The sequence below is a fragment of the Martinezella sp. CNPSo 3795 genome, from assembly GCF_057784475.1.
Genome location: NZ_JBXSOQ010000007.1, coordinates 91,642 through 109,688, shown reverse-complemented (window position 1 = coordinate 109,688; position 18,047 = coordinate 91,642). Strand labels below are relative to the sequence as shown.

General features: G+C 62.3%; 17 protein-coding genes. 11 read left to right on the top strand and 6 right to left on the bottom strand.

Features of this window, described 5'->3' with window-relative positions; genetic code table 11:
• Positions 1–97 precede the first annotated feature (97 nt).
• Entirely contained in the window at positions 98–568 is a 471-nt protein-coding gene (locus AC13QY_RS20055) for an Lrp/AsnC family transcriptional regulator (RefSeq protein ID WP_488493859.1), read from the top strand.
• Positions 569–664: 96 nt separating this feature from the next.
• On the opposite strand, the gene AC13QY_RS20050 is transcribed toward AC13QY_RS20055, so the two are convergent.
• Complete coding sequence (locus AC13QY_RS20050) at positions 665–1,279, bottom strand: single stranded DNA-binding domain-containing protein (protein ID WP_488493858.1); 615 nt, start codon at positions 1,277–1,279, stop codon at positions 665–667.
• 312 nt (positions 1,280–1,591) lie between these two features.
• Here AC13QY_RS20050 and AC13QY_RS20045 point away from each other — a divergent pair, with 312 nt between their 5' ends.
• Positions 1,592–1,744: a hypothetical protein gene (locus tag AC13QY_RS20045; RefSeq protein WP_173002556.1), complete on the top strand. Its 153-nt coding sequence runs from the start codon at positions 1,592–1,594 to the stop codon at positions 1,742–1,744.
• 17 nt (positions 1,745–1,761) lie between these two features.
• On the opposite strand, the gene hutC is transcribed toward AC13QY_RS20045, so the two are convergent.
• Entirely contained in the window at positions 1,762–2,481 is a 720-nt protein-coding gene (gene hutC, locus AC13QY_RS20040; RefSeq protein ID WP_113331602.1) for a histidine utilization transcriptional repressor HutC, read from the bottom strand.
• A 79-nt stretch (positions 2,482–2,560) separates the two neighbouring features.
• Complete coding sequence (locus AC13QY_RS20035) at positions 2,561–3,904, bottom strand: formimidoylglutamate deiminase (protein WP_488493857.1); 1,344 nt, start codon at positions 3,902–3,904, stop codon at positions 2,561–2,563.
• A gap of 101 nt (positions 3,905–4,005) precedes the next feature.
• Here AC13QY_RS20035 and hutI point away from each other — a divergent pair, with 101 nt between their 5' ends.
• From hutI to AC13QY_RS20000, 7 genes are all read left to right on the top strand, one after another.
• Positions 4,006–5,262, top strand: a complete 1,257-nt coding sequence (hutI, locus tag AC13QY_RS20030; RefSeq protein WP_488493856.1) for an imidazolonepropionase — start codon at positions 4,006–4,008, stop codon at positions 5,260–5,262.
• A complete protein-coding gene (hutH, locus tag AC13QY_RS20025; protein WP_488493855.1) occupies positions 5,259–6,794 on the top strand; it encodes a histidine ammonia-lyase in 1,536 nt (511 codons plus the stop codon). The genes hutI and hutH overlap by 4 nt, the downstream gene beginning before the upstream one ends.
• A gap of 1 nt (position 6,795) precedes the next feature.
• Positions 6,796–8,481, top strand: coding sequence for a urocanate hydratase (gene hutU, locus AC13QY_RS20020; protein WP_113331567.1), 1,686 nt, complete (start codon positions 6,796–6,798; stop codon positions 8,479–8,481).
• A 1-nt stretch (position 8,482) separates the two neighbouring features.
• Positions 8,483–9,046 (top strand): HutD/Ves family protein, encoded by a 564-nt coding sequence (locus tag AC13QY_RS20015; protein WP_488493854.1) that lies wholly within the window; start codon positions 8,483–8,485, stop codon positions 9,044–9,046.
• A 78-nt stretch (positions 9,047–9,124) separates the two neighbouring features.
• On the top strand, positions 9,125–9,787 hold the full coding sequence (locus AC13QY_RS20010; protein ID WP_488493853.1) for a sulfite oxidase-like oxidoreductase: 663 nt from the start codon (positions 9,125–9,127) through the stop codon (positions 9,785–9,787).
• 197 nt (positions 9,788–9,984) lie between these two features.
• Entirely contained in the window at positions 9,985–11,424 is a 1,440-nt protein-coding gene (locus AC13QY_RS20005; RefSeq protein ID WP_488493852.1) for an MFS transporter, read from the top strand.
• 103 nt (positions 11,425–11,527) lie between these two features.
• Complete coding sequence (locus AC13QY_RS20000; protein WP_112341489.1) at positions 11,528–11,833, top strand: hypothetical protein; 306 nt, start codon at positions 11,528–11,530, stop codon at positions 11,831–11,833.
• 23 nt (positions 11,834–11,856) lie between these two features.
• Here the strand turns inward: AC13QY_RS20000 and AC13QY_RS19995 are convergent, their stop codons facing one another.
• Both AC13QY_RS19995 and AC13QY_RS19990 read right to left on the bottom strand, forming a co-directional pair.
• Positions 11,857–12,252: a type II toxin-antitoxin system VapC family toxin gene (locus AC13QY_RS19995; protein WP_488493851.1), complete on the bottom strand. Its 396-nt coding sequence runs from the start codon at positions 12,250–12,252 to the stop codon at positions 11,857–11,859.
• Positions 12,252–12,479: a type II toxin-antitoxin system VapB family antitoxin gene (locus AC13QY_RS19990; RefSeq protein WP_152094421.1), complete on the bottom strand. Its 228-nt coding sequence runs from the start codon at positions 12,477–12,479 to the stop codon at positions 12,252–12,254. The genes AC13QY_RS19995 and AC13QY_RS19990 overlap by 1 nt, the downstream gene beginning before the upstream one ends.
• A gap of 167 nt (positions 12,480–12,646) precedes the next feature.
• Between AC13QY_RS19990 and AC13QY_RS19985 the strand changes: the two genes are divergently transcribed.
• Positions 12,647–13,837: an acetyl-CoA C-acyltransferase gene (locus AC13QY_RS19985; protein WP_488493850.1), complete on the top strand. Its 1,191-nt coding sequence runs from the start codon at positions 12,647–12,649 to the stop codon at positions 13,835–13,837.
• Positions 13,838–14,176: 339 nt separating this feature from the next.
• Here the strand turns inward: AC13QY_RS19985 and AC13QY_RS19980 are convergent, their stop codons facing one another.
• Positions 14,177–16,684 (bottom strand): heavy metal translocating P-type ATPase, encoded by a 2,508-nt coding sequence (locus AC13QY_RS19980; protein WP_488493849.1) that lies wholly within the window; start codon positions 16,682–16,684, stop codon positions 14,177–14,179.
• Between the two features lie 171 nt (positions 16,685–16,855).
• On the opposite strand from AC13QY_RS19980, the gene AC13QY_RS19975 reads away from it, so the two are divergent.
• Positions 16,856–17,965: an RHE_PE00001 family protein gene (locus AC13QY_RS19975; protein ID WP_488493848.1), complete on the top strand. Its 1,110-nt coding sequence runs from the start codon at positions 16,856–16,858 to the stop codon at positions 17,963–17,965.
• Positions 17,966–18,047: the final 82 nt, after the last annotated feature.

Genomic DNA, 18,047 nt, shown 5'->3' with positions numbered 1-18,047 from the left:
AAGGATACGAAATTCAGCTTGAACATTGTTCCTATTTGTCATCCATTTCGGAAAAAATAGAGTACGATTGATCATCTGTGCGGCTATGGAGAGAACGATGGAGTTAGATGTCTTAGATCGTAAGATCATTACCGCGCTGGAAGCTGATGCCCGCCTCTCCTTTGCTGCGCTTGCCGATCTGGCCGGTCTCAGCAAGACGCCATGCTGGAAGCGCGTAAAAGCGCTCGAGGAAGCGGGTGTGATCCGGGGATACAGGACGCTTCTCGACCCGGCCAAGCTCGGCTTCGGGCTGGAGGCTTTCGTGCAGGTGTCGATCGATGTCGAGCGCTTCGATGCCTTCGAAGCCGCCGTACGCCGCCATCCGCTGATCTGGCGCTGTCATGCGACAACGGGCGAGGCGGATTATCTCCTGCATATTCTGGCGACCGATATGGCGGCGCTCGACCGGTTGCTTCGGCAGGAGCTCAACCGGCTGCCGGGCGTCCGGCATACCGTGACGTCGATGTCGACGCGGGAGATCAAGTCGGACATTTCGTTGGCCGAGGCCATGCTGCATGTCGGCGAATAACTATCGGCCGTCGTCATATGGCGTCGAGCCGACGACACGGCGTATCAGTCGTTCGCCGACATCGACAAGGGAAAAGGAGTTACAGGATCGAAGCGATCACATCGGCGGCACCGTGCCGTTGAGGCCGACGGCAACCCGATCGGCAGAGACGGTGGTTTCGCCGGTTTGCTCGCCGGTGATGAAGACGCCGGCACCGGGCTTCAGATCTGCTTTCGTTGCCGACGTCAGAGTCACGACGGGCGTGCCATCCGGGATCTTGATCTTGCGTTCGCCGCCCTTGTAGGTGAGGGTCAATGTCGGGCCGCTGACGGACGTCACGGCATTGGCGACCGTGGCGTTGGTCATCGAGCTGTTCGGCGCTGAATCCCAGGGGCGGTCGCCTTCGCCGGTTCCCTTCATCGAGGTCGGGAAGATGACAACTTCGATCGCGCCGTTGATGCCGCTGTCGGTCGGCTGCGAGGCGATGCCGACGAAGTCGCCGGGTTTGATGTCGCTGATGGCAGCCTTGACGACGCCACCGACGTTCCAGCCGGATTTCAGCGCGACTGTCACGTCCTTGCCGTCGCGGGACTTGACCTTGAGCGTGTCGCCATCGAGGCTTTCCACGGTGCCACGCACCCTTACACGCTCGGCAGCCTCGGCGCTTTGCAACGCGGCAAGCATGGCGACGGAGAGCGTCAGCGCAGCCGCGATCAGACGTTTGCGATCCATGGGTGGGGTCTCCCTTGAGATATCGGCCGCGCGATGCGCCGGTCGTGCTTGATAAGAAGGTTGGAATTGGTCGACGGAAGCCGCGGGGCGGCTTCGAAGCCGTCTACATCGCGATCCTATGCGCCGCTTCCATCACCCGCCATTCAAACAAGCGTGAGATTGCCATCCCGTTCGGCGCGGGCAGAAATTCCTGGAAAAGGCCCATTTTTTCGCAGAACATCAAGCATTGCTTAACGTTTACCGTTAGACTGCGCTGGTTATCTCGAATTCCCTATCGCGCTTGTCGCTGGGCTGGGGAGATTGGAGAACGAAATGACCGCGATTCGTCCGCTTTTGATCGGAATCCTCCTGATTCTGGCACTGGTTCTGATTGCGCTCAGTATCCTGCTGGTCGATCCTGCCCAGCCTGTCCGGCAATCCGATAGCCTCATTCCGCCGCCGACAGAGTCGCCGCAGCGCCCCTAAGTTGGCGCCGGGAATGGTCAGCTTGCGGGCGTAAAGCGCGCCACAAGGCTGTGACGATCACCGGGATAGGTGAGGCGGACATGGGTTATCGGACCGGCGGCGCTCCAGGTGCGCCGTTCGACGACGAGGCATGCCGCACCCTTCTGGATATCGAGATTGGCGGCGGCGTCGCCTTCGGCCGATATGGCACGGATCTGATGTTCGGCGGTGCTCCACGGCACCTGGTTGAGGAGCCAGGGGCCTGGCGGCAGCGTTTCGAAGTCTGCCTTCGCCGCTTCCGGCACCGCGTCGAGATTGATGACGCGATTTTCCAGGCAGAAGGGGCGCGGACCGGCATAGTGGATGCAGGTGATCTCTATCACCGGGATAGAGCCGACGAACTGCAGCCTGCGCGCGTCCTCCGGCCGCCCACGCCGCTCGGCACGCTTTATCAGCCTGTGCGAGTAGGGCAGATTGAGTGACAGGACCTCGGACTTGATGTCGTGAATCTCAAGCACGGCGGATTGTGCCTGCGGATGCGTGACGAAGCTGCCCGAGCGCTTTCGCCGCTCGATCAGGCCGGCACGCGCAAGCTGGGTCAGCACCTTGTTTACCGTCATGCGCGAGCAGTCATACTGCTCCGCCAGGTCCATCTCGAATGGAATGCGATGTCCTGGAGGCCAGGCGCCGGAAACGATCCGGCCCTCGATATCGCTCAAGATGCGCTGATGGAGGGTCGCCTCTTTGCTCGTGGTCATGCCACCCATCTGTTCCGTGTGAGACATGGGATTTCCCGCAAGTTATTTAGGGGTCAATCGATGGGAGGAAAAGCGGTTTTTAACCGATAAGTTCAGCCATCGCCTTGCGGAATCGCGTGGTGATTGCCTCTCTCCTCAGATGTCGGCCCCCGTCCACCTGCTTTTTACCCAGGGCCCACACGCCGCCCACGGTGACGCCGCCGGCGAAGGTCCAGTGATCGAGAATACGGTCGCCGGAGAGATAGGGTACCGCACTTACATCGAGCGAAACGATATCGGCGTGATTACCGACGGCGAGGCCGGCCGGTGCCTTGAGAGCCGCGCCACCGCCCGCCAGAGTGCCGTCGAACAGCATGCGGGCGGTCGAACCGCCCGTCGTGGCTATGACGTTGCGGGCGCGCAGCGCCAGGCGCTGCGAATATTCGAGCTGCCGCAACTCCTCCGGCACGGAGATGAGAATATTGGAATCGGAACCGACGCCGTAGTGGCCGCCTTCCTCCAAGAATAGCGGTGCCGGGAACACGCCGTCGCCGAGATTGGCCTCAGTGATCGGGCAAAGGCCGGCGATCGCGCCGCTTCTTGCCATGCGCCGCGTCTCATCCTCGGTCATGTGCGTGGCATGGATCAGGCACCAGCGCTCATTGACAGGCGCATTGTCGAGCAGCCATTGCACCGGCCGGGCACCCGACCAGGCGATGCAATCCTCCACTTCTTTCACCTGCTCGGCGACATGGATGTGGATCGGCCCATCGCCGGCGATCGGCACGAGCTTTGCCAGCTCTTCCGGTGTCACGGCCCGCAGGCTGTGCGGCGCGATGCCGAGTTCGGCGCCAGGCAGGCGGCTCGTGACCGGGCGGCAGCCGGCCATAAGGGCTTCGAAGCTCTCGATCGAATTGATAAAGCGGCGCTGGCCGTCGATGGGAGCGGCACCGCCGAAGCCGGAATGAGCGTAGAAGACGGGCAGCAGCGTCAGCGCAATGCCGGTTTCGGAGCTGGCGGCGCCAATGCGCTCGGCCAGCTCGGCGATATTGGCATAATGGCTGCCATCCTTGTCATGATGCAAATAGTGGAATTCACCGACGCGGGAGAAGCCGGCTTCGAGCATTTCCATATAGAGCTGTGCGGCGACGGCCTCGACATGGTCCGGCGTCATCGACAAAGCGAATTTGTACATGACGGTGCGCCAGCTCCAGAAGCTGTCATTGGCCGGGCCGCGGACTTCGGCAAGGCCGGCCATGGCGCGCTGGAAGGCGTGGCTGTGCAGGTTCGGCATCGCCGGAACCAGAACATCCTGCCTGTCGTCACCGGCTTCGGGAGCGACATCGGTCGCGATCTCGGCGATGCGGCCGCCTTCGAGGGTCAGCCTTACATTCTCGTGCCATCCGTCGCCAAGCAGTACCGAGCGTGCATGAAGTCTCGTCATGGTCTCACCCTTTCCTTTCGGACATGGAGTCCAAAATCCCTCTTGTCAGCCTTTCGATTATGTATATACATTATGAGCCAACGAGGAAAGGCGTAAAGCTGATGGGTGGGAATAATTTTTCCGAAGATGGCAAGGACGGCGATACGGCAAGCCGCGTCTGGCGCAACGCTCGCCTTGCAACCTTGAAAGAGGGCGAGGCCCGGCTCGGTACTATCGAGAAGGGCGCGATCCTGACCAAGGGCGGCCGTATCGTCTTTGCCGGCAGCGAAGCCGATCTGCCCGATACATCGGGCGCCGAAAGCATCGACCTCGAAGGGCGCTGGGTGACACCCGGGCTCGTGGATTGCCATACGCATATCGTTTATGGCGGCAATCGCGCCCGCGAATTCGAAATGCGGTTGGAAGGCGCGAGCTACGAAGAAATCGCCCGTGCCGGCGGCGGTATCGTCTCCTCTGTCAATGCAACGCGGGCGCTGTCGGTGGATGAGCTTGTCGCTGTGGCCTTGCCGCGCCTCGATACGCTGCTATCCGAAGGCCTAACGACAATCGAAGTAAAGTCAGGTTACGGCCTCAACATTGAATCCGAACTGAAGATGCTGCGGGCCGCGCGCAAGCTGGAGGCAGTCCGCCCGGTTCGCGTCGTCACCTCGTATCTCGGCGCGCATGCGACGCCAGCGGAGTATAAAGGTCGTAATGGCGACTATATCACTGACGTCGTGCTGCCGGGCCTCAGCCAGGCCCATGCCGAAGGTCTTGTCGATGCCGTCGACGGCTTCTGCGAAGGCATCGCCTTTTCGACGGCGGAAATCGCGCGCGTCTTCGATCTTGCCAAGTCGCTCGGTATTCCGGTGAAGCTGCATGCCGAACAGCTTTCCAATCTCGGCGGTGCCAAGCTTGCCGCCTCCTATGGTGCTTTATCAGCCGATCACGTCGAATATCTCGATGAGGATGGCGTCAAGGCGATGGCTGCGGCGGGTACGGTTGCCGTGCTGCTGCCCGGCGCCTTCTATGCCATCAACGAGAAACAGAAGCCGCCGGTTCAGGCCCTGCGTGAAGCGGGCGTCTCGATCGCCATTGCGACCGACTCCAATCCCGGCACTTCGCCGCTGACCTCGCTGCTGCTGACCATGAACATGGCGGCCACCCTTTTCCGCCTGACGGTCGAGGAATGCATCGCCGGCGCCACCCGCGAAGGCGCGCGTGCCCTTGGTCTTCTGAGTGAAACGGGGACGCTCGAGGCCGGCAAGTCGGCCGATTTTGCCATCTGGGATGTCGAAAGCCTGGCGGAGCTTGTCTACCGTATCGGCTTCAATCCCCTCCATGCACATGTCTTCAAGGGAAAGAGGTTCAACCGATGACTGTCGTTCTCCATCCGGGTTCCGTCTCGCTGCAGCAGCTGGCGACGATCTATTGGAGCGGTGAGCCGGCTAAGCTCGATGCGTCCTTCGATGCCGGCATCGCCAAAGCAGCCGCCCGTATTGCCGAAATCGCTGCCGGCAATGCGCCGGTTTACGGCATCAACACCGGCTTCGGCAAACTGGCATCGATCAAGATCGACAGCGCCGATGTCGCGACGCTCCAGCGCAATCTCATCCTCTCGCATTGCTGCGGCGTCGGCCAGCCGCTGCCTGAAAACGTCGTTCGCCTCATCATGGCGCTGAAGCTCATTTCGCTCGGGCGGGGTGCCTCCGGCGTTCGGCTGGAGCTGGTGCGGCTGATCGAAGGCATGCTCGAAAAGGGCGTCGTTCCCGTCATTCCCGAAAAGGGTTCCGTCGGCGCGTCCGGCGATCTCGCGCCGCTCGCGCATATGACCGCCGTCATGATGGGGCATGGGGAAGCCTTTTATGCCGGCGAGCGGTTTTCCGGCGCGGCGGCGCTCGAAAAGGCCGGCCTGACGCCGGTCGTGCTCGCCGCCAAGGAAGGGCTGGCGCTGATTAACGGTACGCAGGTCTCGACCGGTCTTGCGCTTGCGGGTCTCTTCCGCGCCCATCGTGCCGCCCAGGCCGCTCTCATCACCGGTGCGATGTCGACGGATGCTGCGATGGGTTCCTCCGCCCCGTTCCATCCCGATATTCATACGCTGCGCGGCCATAAGGGGCAGATCGATTCCGCCGCAGCCCTTCGCGGGCTGCTGGCCGGTTCCGTGATCCGCGAAAGCCATATCGAAGGCGACGAGCGTGTGCAGGATCCCTATTGCATCCGCTGCCAGCCTCAGGTCGATGGCGCCTGCCTCGACCTCCTGCGCTCTGTCGGCCGCACGCTTGAAGTCGAGGCCAATGCCGTCACCGACAATCCCTTGGTGCTTTCGGATAATTCCGTCGTTTCCGGCGGCAATTTCCATGCTGAGCCGGTTGCCTTTGCCGCCGACCAGATTGCCATCGCTGTCTGCGAAATCGGCGCGATCGCCCAGCGTCGTATCGCGCTGCTGGTCGATCCCGCGCTCAGCTACGGCCTGCCGGCCTTCCTCGCAAAGAAGCCGGGCCTGAATTCCGGCCTGATGATTGCCGAAGTGACCTCGGCGGCGCTGATGTCCGAAAACAAGCAGATGTCGCATCCGGCTTCGGTCGACTCGACCCCGACCTCGGCCAACCAGGAAGACCACGTCTCCATGGCCTGCCATGGCGCGCGCCGCCTGCTGCAAATGACCGAAAACCTCTTCGGCATCATCGGCATCGAAGCGCTGACTGCCGCCCAAGGCGTCGAGCTGCGCGCGCCGCTGACGACCAGCCCGGAACTGACCCTTGCCATTGCCGCCATCCGTGCCGCCGTGCCGTCGCTGGAAGAGGACCGCTACATGGCAAACGACCTGAAAGCCGCCAGCGAACTTATCGGCTCCGGCGCGCTCAATGCCTCGATTTCAACCGACATCCTGCCCTCCTTGGAGATGTGACATGACCAACCCACGCCATAATATCCGCGAAATCCGCGCGCCTCGTGGTCCGGAGCTCAACGCCAAGAGCTGGCTGACCGAAGCGCCGCTGCGCATGCTGATGAACAATCTCGATCCGGACGTTGCGGAAAACCCGAACGAGCTGGTCGTCTATGGCGGCATCGGCCGCGCTGCCCGCACCTGGGACGATTTCGACCGTATCGCCGCGACGCTGAAGACGCTCAACGAAGACGAGACGCTGCTCGTGCAGTCCGGCAAGCCGGTCGCTGTGTTCCGCACCCACAAGGATGCGCCGCGCGTGCTGATCGCCAATTCCAACCTCGTGCCGCATTGGGCGACCTGGGATCACTTCAACGAGCTGGATAAGAAGGGCCTTGCCATGTATGGCCAGATGACGGCCGGCTCGTGGATCTATATCGGCACGCAGGGCATCGTGCAGGGCACTTACGAAACCTTCGTCGAAGCTGGTCGCCAGCACTATAACGGCAATCTCAAGGGCAAGTGGATCCTGACGGGTGGTCTCGGCGGCATGGGCGGCGCACAGCCGCTGGCGGCCGTCATGGCCGGCGCCTGCTGCCTTGCCGTCGAATCAGACGAAACCCGCATTGATTTCCGCCTGCGCACCCGCTACGTCGACGAAAAGGCGAAGACGCTCGACGAAGCGCTTGCTTTGATCGACAAGTGGACGAAGGCTGGCGAAGCCAAGTCCGTCGGCCTGCTCGGCAATGCCGCCGAGATCTTCCCTGAGTTGGTGAAGCGCATGAAGGCCGGTGGCCCGCGTCCGGATATCGTCACCGACCAGACCTCCGCCCACGATCCGCTGAACGGCTATCTGCCGATCGGCTGGACGGTGGCCGAACATCGGGCCAAGCGCGAGAGCGACCCGAAGGCCGTCGAAGCCGCCGCCCGTGCCTCGATGAAGGTGCATGTCGAAGCCATGGTCGCCTTCTGGGATGCCGGCGTACCGACGCTCGACTACGGCAACAACATCCGCCAGGTTGCCAAGGAAGAGGGTTTCGAAAACGCCTTCGCTTTCCCGGGCTTCGTGCCGGCCTATATCCGCCCGCTCTTCTGCCGTGGCATCGGTCCGTTCCGCTGGGCTGCTCTCTCGGGCGATCCGGAAGATATCTACAAGACCGACGCCAAGGTGAAGGAGCTGCTGCCCGACAACAAGCACCTGCACAACTGGCTGGACATGGCGCGCGAGCGCATCTCTTTCCAGGGTCTGCCGGCGCGTATTTGCTGGGTCGGTCTCGGCGATCGCCACCGCCTCGGCCTCGCCTTCAACGAAATGGTCAGGAACGGCGAGCTGAAGGCGCCCGTCGTCATCGGCCGCGACCATCTGGACTCCGGCTCGGTCGCTTCGCCGAACCGCGAAACGGAAGCCATGAAGGACGGCTCGGACGCCGTGTCCGACTGGCCGCTCCTGAACGCTCTGCTCAATACCGCGTCCGGCGCCACCTGGGTATCGCTGCATCATGGCGGCGGCGTCGGCATGGGCTTTTCCCAGCACTCCGGCATGGTCATCTGCGCCGACGGCACGGATGATGCGGCCAAGCGCCTGGAGCGCGTTCTCTGGAACGACCCGGCGACCGGCGTCATGCGCCACGCCGATGCCGGTTACGACATCGCGCTCGACTGGGCCAAGAAGCAGGGCCTGCGCCTGCCGGCCATCCTGGGGAACTAAGATGAAGCTGCTGCGCGCCAGTGACCACAAGCGCATGCCCTGGAAAAACGGCGGCGGCGAAACGGTGGAGATCGCCGTTTCGCCCGACGGCGCCGGGCTTGCCGACTTCGACTGGCGCGTCAGCATGGCGACTGTTGCCACAGATGGGCCGTTCTCGGTCTTTCCCGGCATCGATCGCACACTATCCATTCTCGATGGCGAGGGCATGACCCTCTTCATCGAGGGGCGCGCGCCCGAACGCCTGACGCAGGCGAGCGAGCCGCTGCCCTTTGCAGCCGACGCGCCGACCTCAGCGACGTTGATCGATGGCACGATCACCGATCTCAATGTCATGACGCGGCGGGGCCGTTTTACGCATTCGGTGCGGCGTGTCGCCGTTGACGGAAAGGGGGAAGTTGCACTGGAGACCGGGATCAATCTGGTTCTTTGCCATCGCGGCAATGCCGCGGTCGATGGCATGGCGCTTGATGCGGGCGATTGCCTTTTGATTTCCAACGACAGCGCCGGGCGGCACTCGATCTCGGGCAAGGGGCAGCTGTTCCATATCGCCATCGCGGCAATATAGTCAGCTATCTGCCGTTCCTTGACTTGACACCCGCCCGGGTCGGTTATCCTATTTCTGCGCAGCAGAGAGGATAGCCGCATGAGCGACGATCAAATCCCCGCCGATAGCAAGCTCACGACCTCCAAGCGCCGCTGGGCGGCGGAGGGTAAGTTTCTGACGGGGCGTATCAGCCGGCCGGAGACGGAGCGGCTGCCGCCGGGGCAGCATCTCGTGAAGAACTGGCCGGTGCTGGATCTCGGCGTCCAGCCGCAGATTTCGCAGTCGAGCTGGCGGCTCGATGTAATCGGCTTCGTGGAAAATCGACTCAGCCTCGATTGGACCGCTTTCCAGGCGATAGAGCAAAGCACCCGTGTCAGCGATATCCATTGCGTGACGACCTGGTCACGCTACGACAATCGCTGGGAAGGGGTTTCGACGCGCGATCTCCTCGATCTCGCCATGCCGACGGCGGAGGCGCAGCATGTGCTGCTGACGAGCTATGACGGCTATACTACTAATCTGCCGCTTGCGGATTTCGCGGCTGAGGATGCGATTCTGGCCACCGCCTGGGAGGGCCAGCCGCTGACCGGCGAGCATGGCGGCCCGATGCGTCTCGTCGTGCCGCATCTTTACTTCTGGAAGAGCGCCAAGTGGCTGAACCGCATCGAGCTCATCGGTGCCGACAGGGCCGGCTTCTGGGAGAAGAACGGCTATCACATGTATGGCGATCCCTGGCGGGAGCAGCGTTACTCGGACGATTGACGCCCTCGGCGCTTTGCGGGTGAGTACCCTGCACTGGCCCTTCCGAATCGCGGTTCTTATGTCACCGTGGCAATTTTTGATGGCGACGTCTGGGTTTGTGGCTTTGCAAGCCGCCATGATGGGCGTATTCAATGATCGTATGATTGTTGCCGGGAGTACTCGGCTTCCTTGAACGCCAATATCCGAAATTTCATCTCATGACCGTTGCCAGGACCATAGAAGAGCCTTCCGAAGCAAGTTTCGGCCGGCAGTCCCGCATCATCGCCTTCGTCGTCGCCGTCTCCTTCTTCATGCAGATCCTGGACGGCACCATCGTCACCACCTCGCTGCCGCAGATGGCGACAACCTTTGGAGTCGAGCCGGTGTCGATGAGCATCGGCATCACGGTCTATCTTCTCACCATGGCCGCCTTCGTGCCGCTGGCCGGCTGGGCTGGCGATCGCTACGGTGCACGGCGGGTGTTCCTGGCGTCGATCACCATCTTCACCGTTGCATCGCTGTTCTGCGGTCTTTCGGGGAATTTGACCGAGTTCATCATTGCCCGCGCCGTGCAGGGTGTCGGCAGCGCGCTGATGACGCCTGTCGGCCGCATCATCGTGCTGAAAAACGCGCGCAAGTCCGATCTGGTGCATGCGATGTCGATGATCACCTGGCCGGCGCTGACGGCGCCTGTCATCGGCCCCGTCCTCGGCAGCTTCATCACCACCTATCTCAGCTGGCATTGGAACTTCCTGATCAATATCCCGATCGGCATTATCGGTCTGGGTCTCGTCCTGCGCTTCGTGCCGGATCAGCGGGAGGAAAAGGTCGCCCGCCTCGATTTCGTCGGCTTCCTGCAATCGGCGGCAGGGCTGACATTTTTGCTTGCCGGCCTTGAATTCGTGGTGCAGGGCACGACGGGGCTGGCGCCCAGCATCGGGTTGATCGCTGCAGGCGTGGTGTTTTCCATCATCGCCACCCGGCATTTTATGACGGTTGATGGGCCCTTGCTCGATCTCTCCGCCTTCAAGGTGCAGACCTTCGCCATGTCGACGCTTTCGGCCGGCACGGCGAGCCGTGTGGCGATCAACGCCACGCCGTTCCTGATCCCGCTGCTCTTCCAGGTCGGCTTCGGGCGCACGACGATCGATGCCGGCACCTATCTGCTCTTCTATTTCGCCGGCAATCTCGGCATGAAGGCGATCACCACGCAGATGTTGAGAATCTTCGGTTTCCGCAACGTGCTCGTCGTCAACGGCCTGATCTCGTCGGCCAGCATTGCCGGATGCGCGTTTCTGTCTCCGTCGACACCGGAGCTGTTGATATATTGCCTGCTATTCATTGCCGGGCTTTCGCGGTCGATGAATTTCACGGCGCTGAATACGCTGGGGTTTGCCGATATCCATGCCGCGCAGCGCAGCTCCGCCTCCACATTGTCGAGCATGCTGCAGCAGGTTTCACTGCTGCTTGGCGTTGCCGTCGCTGCTGCGGTTCTCAATCTCTCGCGCACGATTCATGGTGGGGAAACGCTTTCGCTTGTCGATTTTCGCTGGGCTTTCCTCATCGTTGGCCTTATCGGTGGCATCTCCGCATTGCGTTTTATCAGCCTGCCGCACGATGCCGGTGCAGAGGTATCCCGCCATAAAGTGAAGACCTGATCAAAACCTTCAAATTCTTAACGATATTGACAGGCAAGCCGCTGTAAAGTGGGCTGCCAGTTCCCATATGAAATCCGCGTCAACTCCCACAGGAGGCAGTCCCATGCTGCTCAGAACCCTCGCCATCTCCGCTCTCGTCCTCGGCATGTCCAGCGCCGCCATGGCGGAGCAGGCTCACAAGCATCATCCCAAGCGCGTCAATGTCGAGGCGTTCCAGGCTGATGTCGGCAATGTCGACCATTCCAAGGACGCAATTCTCCCGGACGGCACCATCAACACCGATCCGTCGGTGACAGGTCCGATCCGCGCCGGCGACTCCATTTCCCGCCTGCAATGCGCCGCTGCCCCTAACTCCGTCGGCGCTCGTTCGAGCACCTATAGTGCAGGCTCCGCTTCGCTTTGCCCGTAACGGCGTGATGGCTCGAGCTGGTCTTAAGCCAGCTCGATATCCGTCTGCTTGAACCGGTCGCTTTTCGACAATAGCGGCTGGCGATAATAGCGAGCGCAGGCATAGGTCAAGCAATCGTCAAGGCTGAGGCGCGCTATATGGTCGCCTTGGCCATAGCGCTCGTAGGCTTCCGTCGCCAAGGTGGCGGCGCGGGGCGGCACAGCAAGCAGCTGAACGTTCATAAGCTGCAGAAACGTGCGGACAGCTTCGCCGGCCTCGGTCGGCGACAATCCCAAAGTATCGGAGACAAGGATTGCGGCATTCGCTGCGGCAAGCGGCGAGGTCATTCGCGCTGTTGCCGGCTGTATGCGGATGGCGAAGGCGCGCGCCTCCTCCTCGTCGGTCATCATCGCCGACAGCACTGAAGCGTCGATAAACATCAAATCTCTTCCGCTATGCCGGCGCTTTCGCTTTTGGCGATGGCCTTCTGTTTGAGATTGCGGCAGAAAGTGACCGCGACGTCGGCAAGCGCCGGCTTGGTCAGCTCCTCATCCAGCGCCTTTTGCAAGGCAAGCCGCACGGCTTCCGTCTTGGTCGTGGCCTTGGTCAGTGCCTGATAACGGCGCGCCAATCGATCAATGGCATCATCCTTGATGTAAAGCGGCACGGAATATCCCTTCAAATTCTGCGGATATCCTTAAGTCCTCTGCGCGAGGAGGGCAATCATGCGTGCCGTCGGCTGCATCCTATTTTCTGCGATATTTAGATGACGATCATCATCTAACGTGATAGGAATGGTGTGAAGATATGGTTTGCTATCCGCGAGGAGATGTCATGTCCGCTAACGATCCCATCGTCATCATTTCCGCTACCCGCACGCCCGTTGGCCGTTTCCAGGGAGATCTCTCGCCCTTGCAGGCGCACGAGCTTGGCGCGCATGTCATCCGCGCGGCGCTGACGCGTGCCGGTCTTTCGGCGGAGAGAGTGGATGAAGTTCTGTTCGGCTGCGTCCTGCCGGCGGGGCAAGGGCAGGCGCCGGCCCGGCAGGCTGCGCGCGGGGCAGGTCTGCCGGATGCCGTCGGCGCCACTACGATCAACAAGGTCTGCGGCTCCGGCATGAAGGCGACCATGCTGGCGCATGACCTACTTCTCGCTGGTTCAGCCTCGATCACGGTTGCCGGCGGCATGGAATCCATGTCGAATGCGCCCTATCTGCTTGCAAAAGCACGCGGCGGCTACCGCATGGGCCATGACCGCATCTTCGACCATATGATGCTCGACGGGCTCGAGGATGCCTATGAGAAGGGCCGCTCGATGGGCGATTTCGGCGAGTTGGCGGTCGAGGCCTATCAGTTCAGCCGCGACGATCAGGATGCCTATGCGGTCGAGACTTTATCGCGCGCCCGTGCCGCAACGGAGAACGGCGCCTTCGAAGCCGAGATCACGCCGGTTTCCGTCATGGCGAAGGGCGGCCCCACTACCATTGCCAAGGACGAGCATCCGCAAAAGGTCTCGCCGGAAAAAATCCCGACACTGAAGCCCGCCTTCCGCAAGGATGGCACGATTACGGCGGCCAGCGCCTCAGCCAATGCCGATGGTGCGGCCGCGCTTATCCTGACACGCCGCTCGGTTGCCGAGCGCGAGGGATTGCCGATTCTTGCCGAGATCAAGGCGCATGCGACGCATTCCCAGGAGCCGGCCTGGTACACCACCGCGCCGATCCCGGCGATCCGCAAGCTGCTCGATAAGACTGGATGGAAGATCGGCGATGTCGATCTCTTCGAGATCAACGAGGCCTTCGCCGTCGTCGCCATGGCGGCCGCCAAGGAGCTCGGCATTGCCCGTGACCGCCTCAATGTCAACGGCGGCGCCTGCGCGCTCGGCCATCCCATCGGTGCCACCGGTGCGCGTCTCATAGTGACGCTGCTGCATGCGCTCGAGCGTCAGGGTGCAAGGAAGGGCGTCGCAGCCCTTTGCATCGGCGGCGGCGAGGCAACGGCGATTGCTGTGGAGCGGGTTGGGTAAGCAAATTCGGGCAAGTCAGGTGCATCTGCCGATGCCGCGCCTGCGAGTATGCCCTTCATCCTAGCCTTCTCCCCGCTTGGCGGGGAGAAGGGACGACCGCGCCAGACGGCGAATTTGCAGGCAGATCGTAGGCTATTAGATCAAAGCCCCCTCTCCCCACTGGCGGCAGGGGTATCGCATATGGTGCGGATGAGCATCCTAAGCTCCTTCTCCCCAAGGGGAGAAGGGGACGCGACAACAACTTCGGGTCATATGCGATTGTCCTCCCGCTGGCGGGGAGAGGGCAGGGGTGAGGGACCGCGTGGGTGCGGAGAAGGCGAACAAACGCGGTCGATGTCCTCATTTCGCCAGCCGCAGTCGCAGCGCGTTGGCGATCACCGAGACCGAGGACAGGCTCATCGCGGCGGCAGCGATCATCGGCGACAGAAGCAGGCCGAAGACCGGATAGAGCACGCCGGCTGCCAGCGGCACGCCGAGCGCATTGTAGCCGAAGGCGAAGGCAAGGTTCTGCTTGATGTTGCGGATGGTCGCTTCCGACAGGTGGCGCGCCCGCACGATGCCGTTGAGATCGCCCTTCACCAGAGTGATCCCGGCGCTTTCCATGGCGACATCGGCGCCCGTGCCCATGGCGATGCCGACATCCGCGGCGGCCAGTGCGGGTGCGTCGTTGACGCCATCGCCGGCCATGGCGATGACACGGCCTTTGGCCCGCAGCTCGTCGATGAGCGCCTTCTTGCCCTCCGGCAGCATATCGGCGCGCACTTCGTCGATGCCGAGCTGCTTCGCGACGGCAGCGGCGGTCTTGCCGTTGTCGCCGGTTGCCATGACGATGATCAGGCCGCTCTCATGCAGCGCCTTGATGGCGGCGGCCGTGGTCGGCTTGATCCGGTCGGCGACGGCGACGAGGCCGGCCAGCTTCCTGTCGATGGCGACGAACATGACGGTCTTGCCTTCGCCGCGCAGGCGCTCGGTCTCGGCCTTCAAATCGTCGGTCGAAACGTCAAGATTGGCCATCATAGCGGCATTTCCGAGCGCGATCGCGGTGTCGCCGGCGCTGCCTTCGACGCCTTTGCCCGTCACCGCCGCAAAGCCGGAGATCTCCACAAAGCGGGCACCGCGTTCCTCGGCGCCGGCAACGATCGCTTCGGCGAGCGGGTGTTCGGAGCCGCGCTCCAGGCTGGCAGCAAGCGAGAGCAGGCGGGCCTCGTCTGTGCCTGTCGCGGGGACGATGTCGGTCAGATTCGGCTTGCCCTCGGTCAGCGTGCCTGTCTTGTCGACGATCAGCGTGTCCACCTTGGCGAAGCGTTCCAGCGCCTCGGCATCGCGCACCAGTACGCCCTCCTGTGCGCCTCGGCCCGTGGCGATCATGATCGACATGGGCGTTGCCAGCCCCAGCGCACAGGGGCAGGCGATGATGAGCACCGCAACGGCGGCAAGCAGCGCATGCGCCAGCCTCGGCTCCGGCCCGACAAAGGCCCAGACGACGAAGGCGATAATGGCGGCCGCGACCACAGCCGGCACGAAGACGGCGGAGACGCGATCGACCATCGTCTGGATCGGGGCGCGCGAGCGTTGCGCCTTGGCGACAAGCTCGACGATGCGTGAGAGGGTGGTCTCAGCGCCGACCTTTTCGGCTTGCATGATGAGCGCGCCGTTTTTGTTGATTGTGCCGCCGGTCACGGCGTCGCCCTTGGCCTTTTCGACGGGCAGGGGCTCGCCCGTGATCATCGATTCATCGATGGTCGATTGTCCCTCGATGACGGAACCATCCACGGGCACGCGTTCGCCCGGGCGCACACGCACCCGGTCGCCGGCTTGGATCTCATCGACAGGCACATCGGTTTCGCTGCCATCGGCGCCGATGCGCCGTGCCGTTTTCGGGGCGAGATCGAGAAGCGCGCGGATGGCCGAGCCGGTGCGTTCGCGGGCCTTCAGCTCGAGTACCTGGCCGACGAAGACCAATGCGACGATGACGGAAGCTGCCTCGAAATAGACGGGCACGCTCTCACCATGGCCTCGGAAGCTCATGGGAAACAGGCCGGGGGCGAGTGTGGCGATGCCGCTGTAGACATAGGCGGTGCCGACGCCGAGGCCGATCAGCGTCCACATATTGGGGCTGCGGTTGACGAGCGAATTCCAGGCGCGGCGGAAGAAGGGCAGCGCCGCCCAAAGCACGACCGGCGTCGCGAGCAGAAGTTCGACCCATGTGGCAAGAGGTTCGCCGATCCAGTCGCGAATGGGCAAGCCGATCATCGGACCCATGCTGATGACAAGCAGCGGCAGTGATAGGGCAGCACTGATCCAGAACCGGCGAGTGAAATCGGCAAGCTCCGGGTTCGGGCCGTGATCGGCGGCGGGAACACCCATCGGCTCCAGCGCCATGCCGCATTTCGGGCAGTCGCCGGGATGGTCGCTGATGACCTCGGGGTGCATCGGGCAGGTATAGAGCGTACCCTTCGGCACCGGTTTTGACGCGGGCTTGTTACCGTCGAGATAGGCCGATGGATTTGCCTCGAACTTTGCCTTGCAACTGGCCGAGCAGAAATAGAATTTTTCGCCCTCGTGCTTCAGGAAGTGGCGGGCGGTGGCACGGTCCACCGGCATGCCGCAGACCGGGTCTTTCGCCGTGAGGTAGTTTTCCGGTGCAGCCTGGAACTTTGTACGGCAGCCGTCACTGCAGAAATGGAAAATACGGCCGCGATAATCCAGCGATGGCTTGCCAGCATCGGGATCGACGGTCATGCCGCAGACGGGATCGCGGATCACCACATCCTGAATGTCGGCATCATGATGATGGTGATGACCGTGGCCATGATGGCCGTGATCGTGCTCGTTGTGCTGTGCCATGTCATACTCCTTTGCCCGAAAGGGCGTCGGAAAGCCTTATGAACCTTCCCATCGCTGGAAGGTCAAGACGGAAAATAGTGATTGCCATCCACAGTTCACAAGGTTGCCTTCCTATCTCGCCGCGGACGGCGATGATAAGTTCCGTTAGATCGATGCAATGATGTGATTCCAATGCGATATGATCTGACCACGCTGCCACTTGCCACGCTTCTGCCTGTCATCGTCAAGGCGGAGGATATGTTGGCGCGGCTGGATGAGCGTGTCTTGAGGCATGCGGTGGCGGATGGTTTTCGCGAGCGGGGGCACTTTTTCGATGCCGCTGGTGCGCTCTGGGTCGGCGGCGAACTTGTGCATGTGGAGGATCTCGTCCTGCATGATGCGCGCATGGATACGCGCACACCGACGCACGAGTTGACCATCGCCCATGCGGTGCTGCGCAGCAGGCGCCGCCTTTGGACCGCCGATCCTTCCTGGGGCCTGGAGGCGGCGGGTCTTGCCGTCCTGCGCGGTGACGTCGGCGAAACCGAAGACATCATTGCGCCGCGTTCGACGCCTGCCCCGGCCATGGAGCCGGACGAGCCGGTGGATGAAGAAGACGATTTCGGCGTTGATTTCGCCGAGATCGACGCGATCCTCGCCCGATCCGACAAGATCCTGAATGGCGGCGTTCCGGAAGCTCGGCAGCCGACCGTTGATGTTGACGACCCCCTTGCACTCATCCGTGATGAGGATTGGGATGAGGATGAGCGGCTGGAGAGCTGGCGCGCTGTCATTCGCGAGGCGGATCTGCTGCCGCCCGCTCTCGGCGCGGCGGTGCTTTTCGATGCCTGGGAGCGAATAGAGCCACTGCGGCGGCAGCATTGGCTCGGTGGCTTGCTGGTCAGCGCCTATCTGCGCAGCCGGGGCAAGGTCACATCCCATCTCTTTTGCCTGAATGTCGGCCTGAAAGCCGTCCGTCACGACCGCCGGCGTGCGCCAGATCGCACCACGCGGCTGACAGCCTTTCTGGAGGCCATGGCACTTTCGGCCGATTCAGGTCTGAAGGAGCTCGATCGCCTTTCGCTTGCCCGGCTGCAGATGGAGCTCCGGCTCAAGGATCGGCGGTCCAACAGCAGCTTGCCCGAAGTTATCGATATCGTGCTGTCGCGGCCGATCGTTTCGGCGAAGATGATCGCGCGTCATGTCGGCGTCACCTCCAGAGGTGCGCTCAATCTGGTGGCCGAACTCGGCCTGCGCGAGATGACAGGCCGTGGTCGCTACCGTGGCTGGGGCGTGCTTTGAGGCGCTGCAGCGGTTTGTGCGGGTAGACGCATCCACCTTGCAACCACAACCCTAGTTTTTCGTCCAATGTTACAGTTTGTTA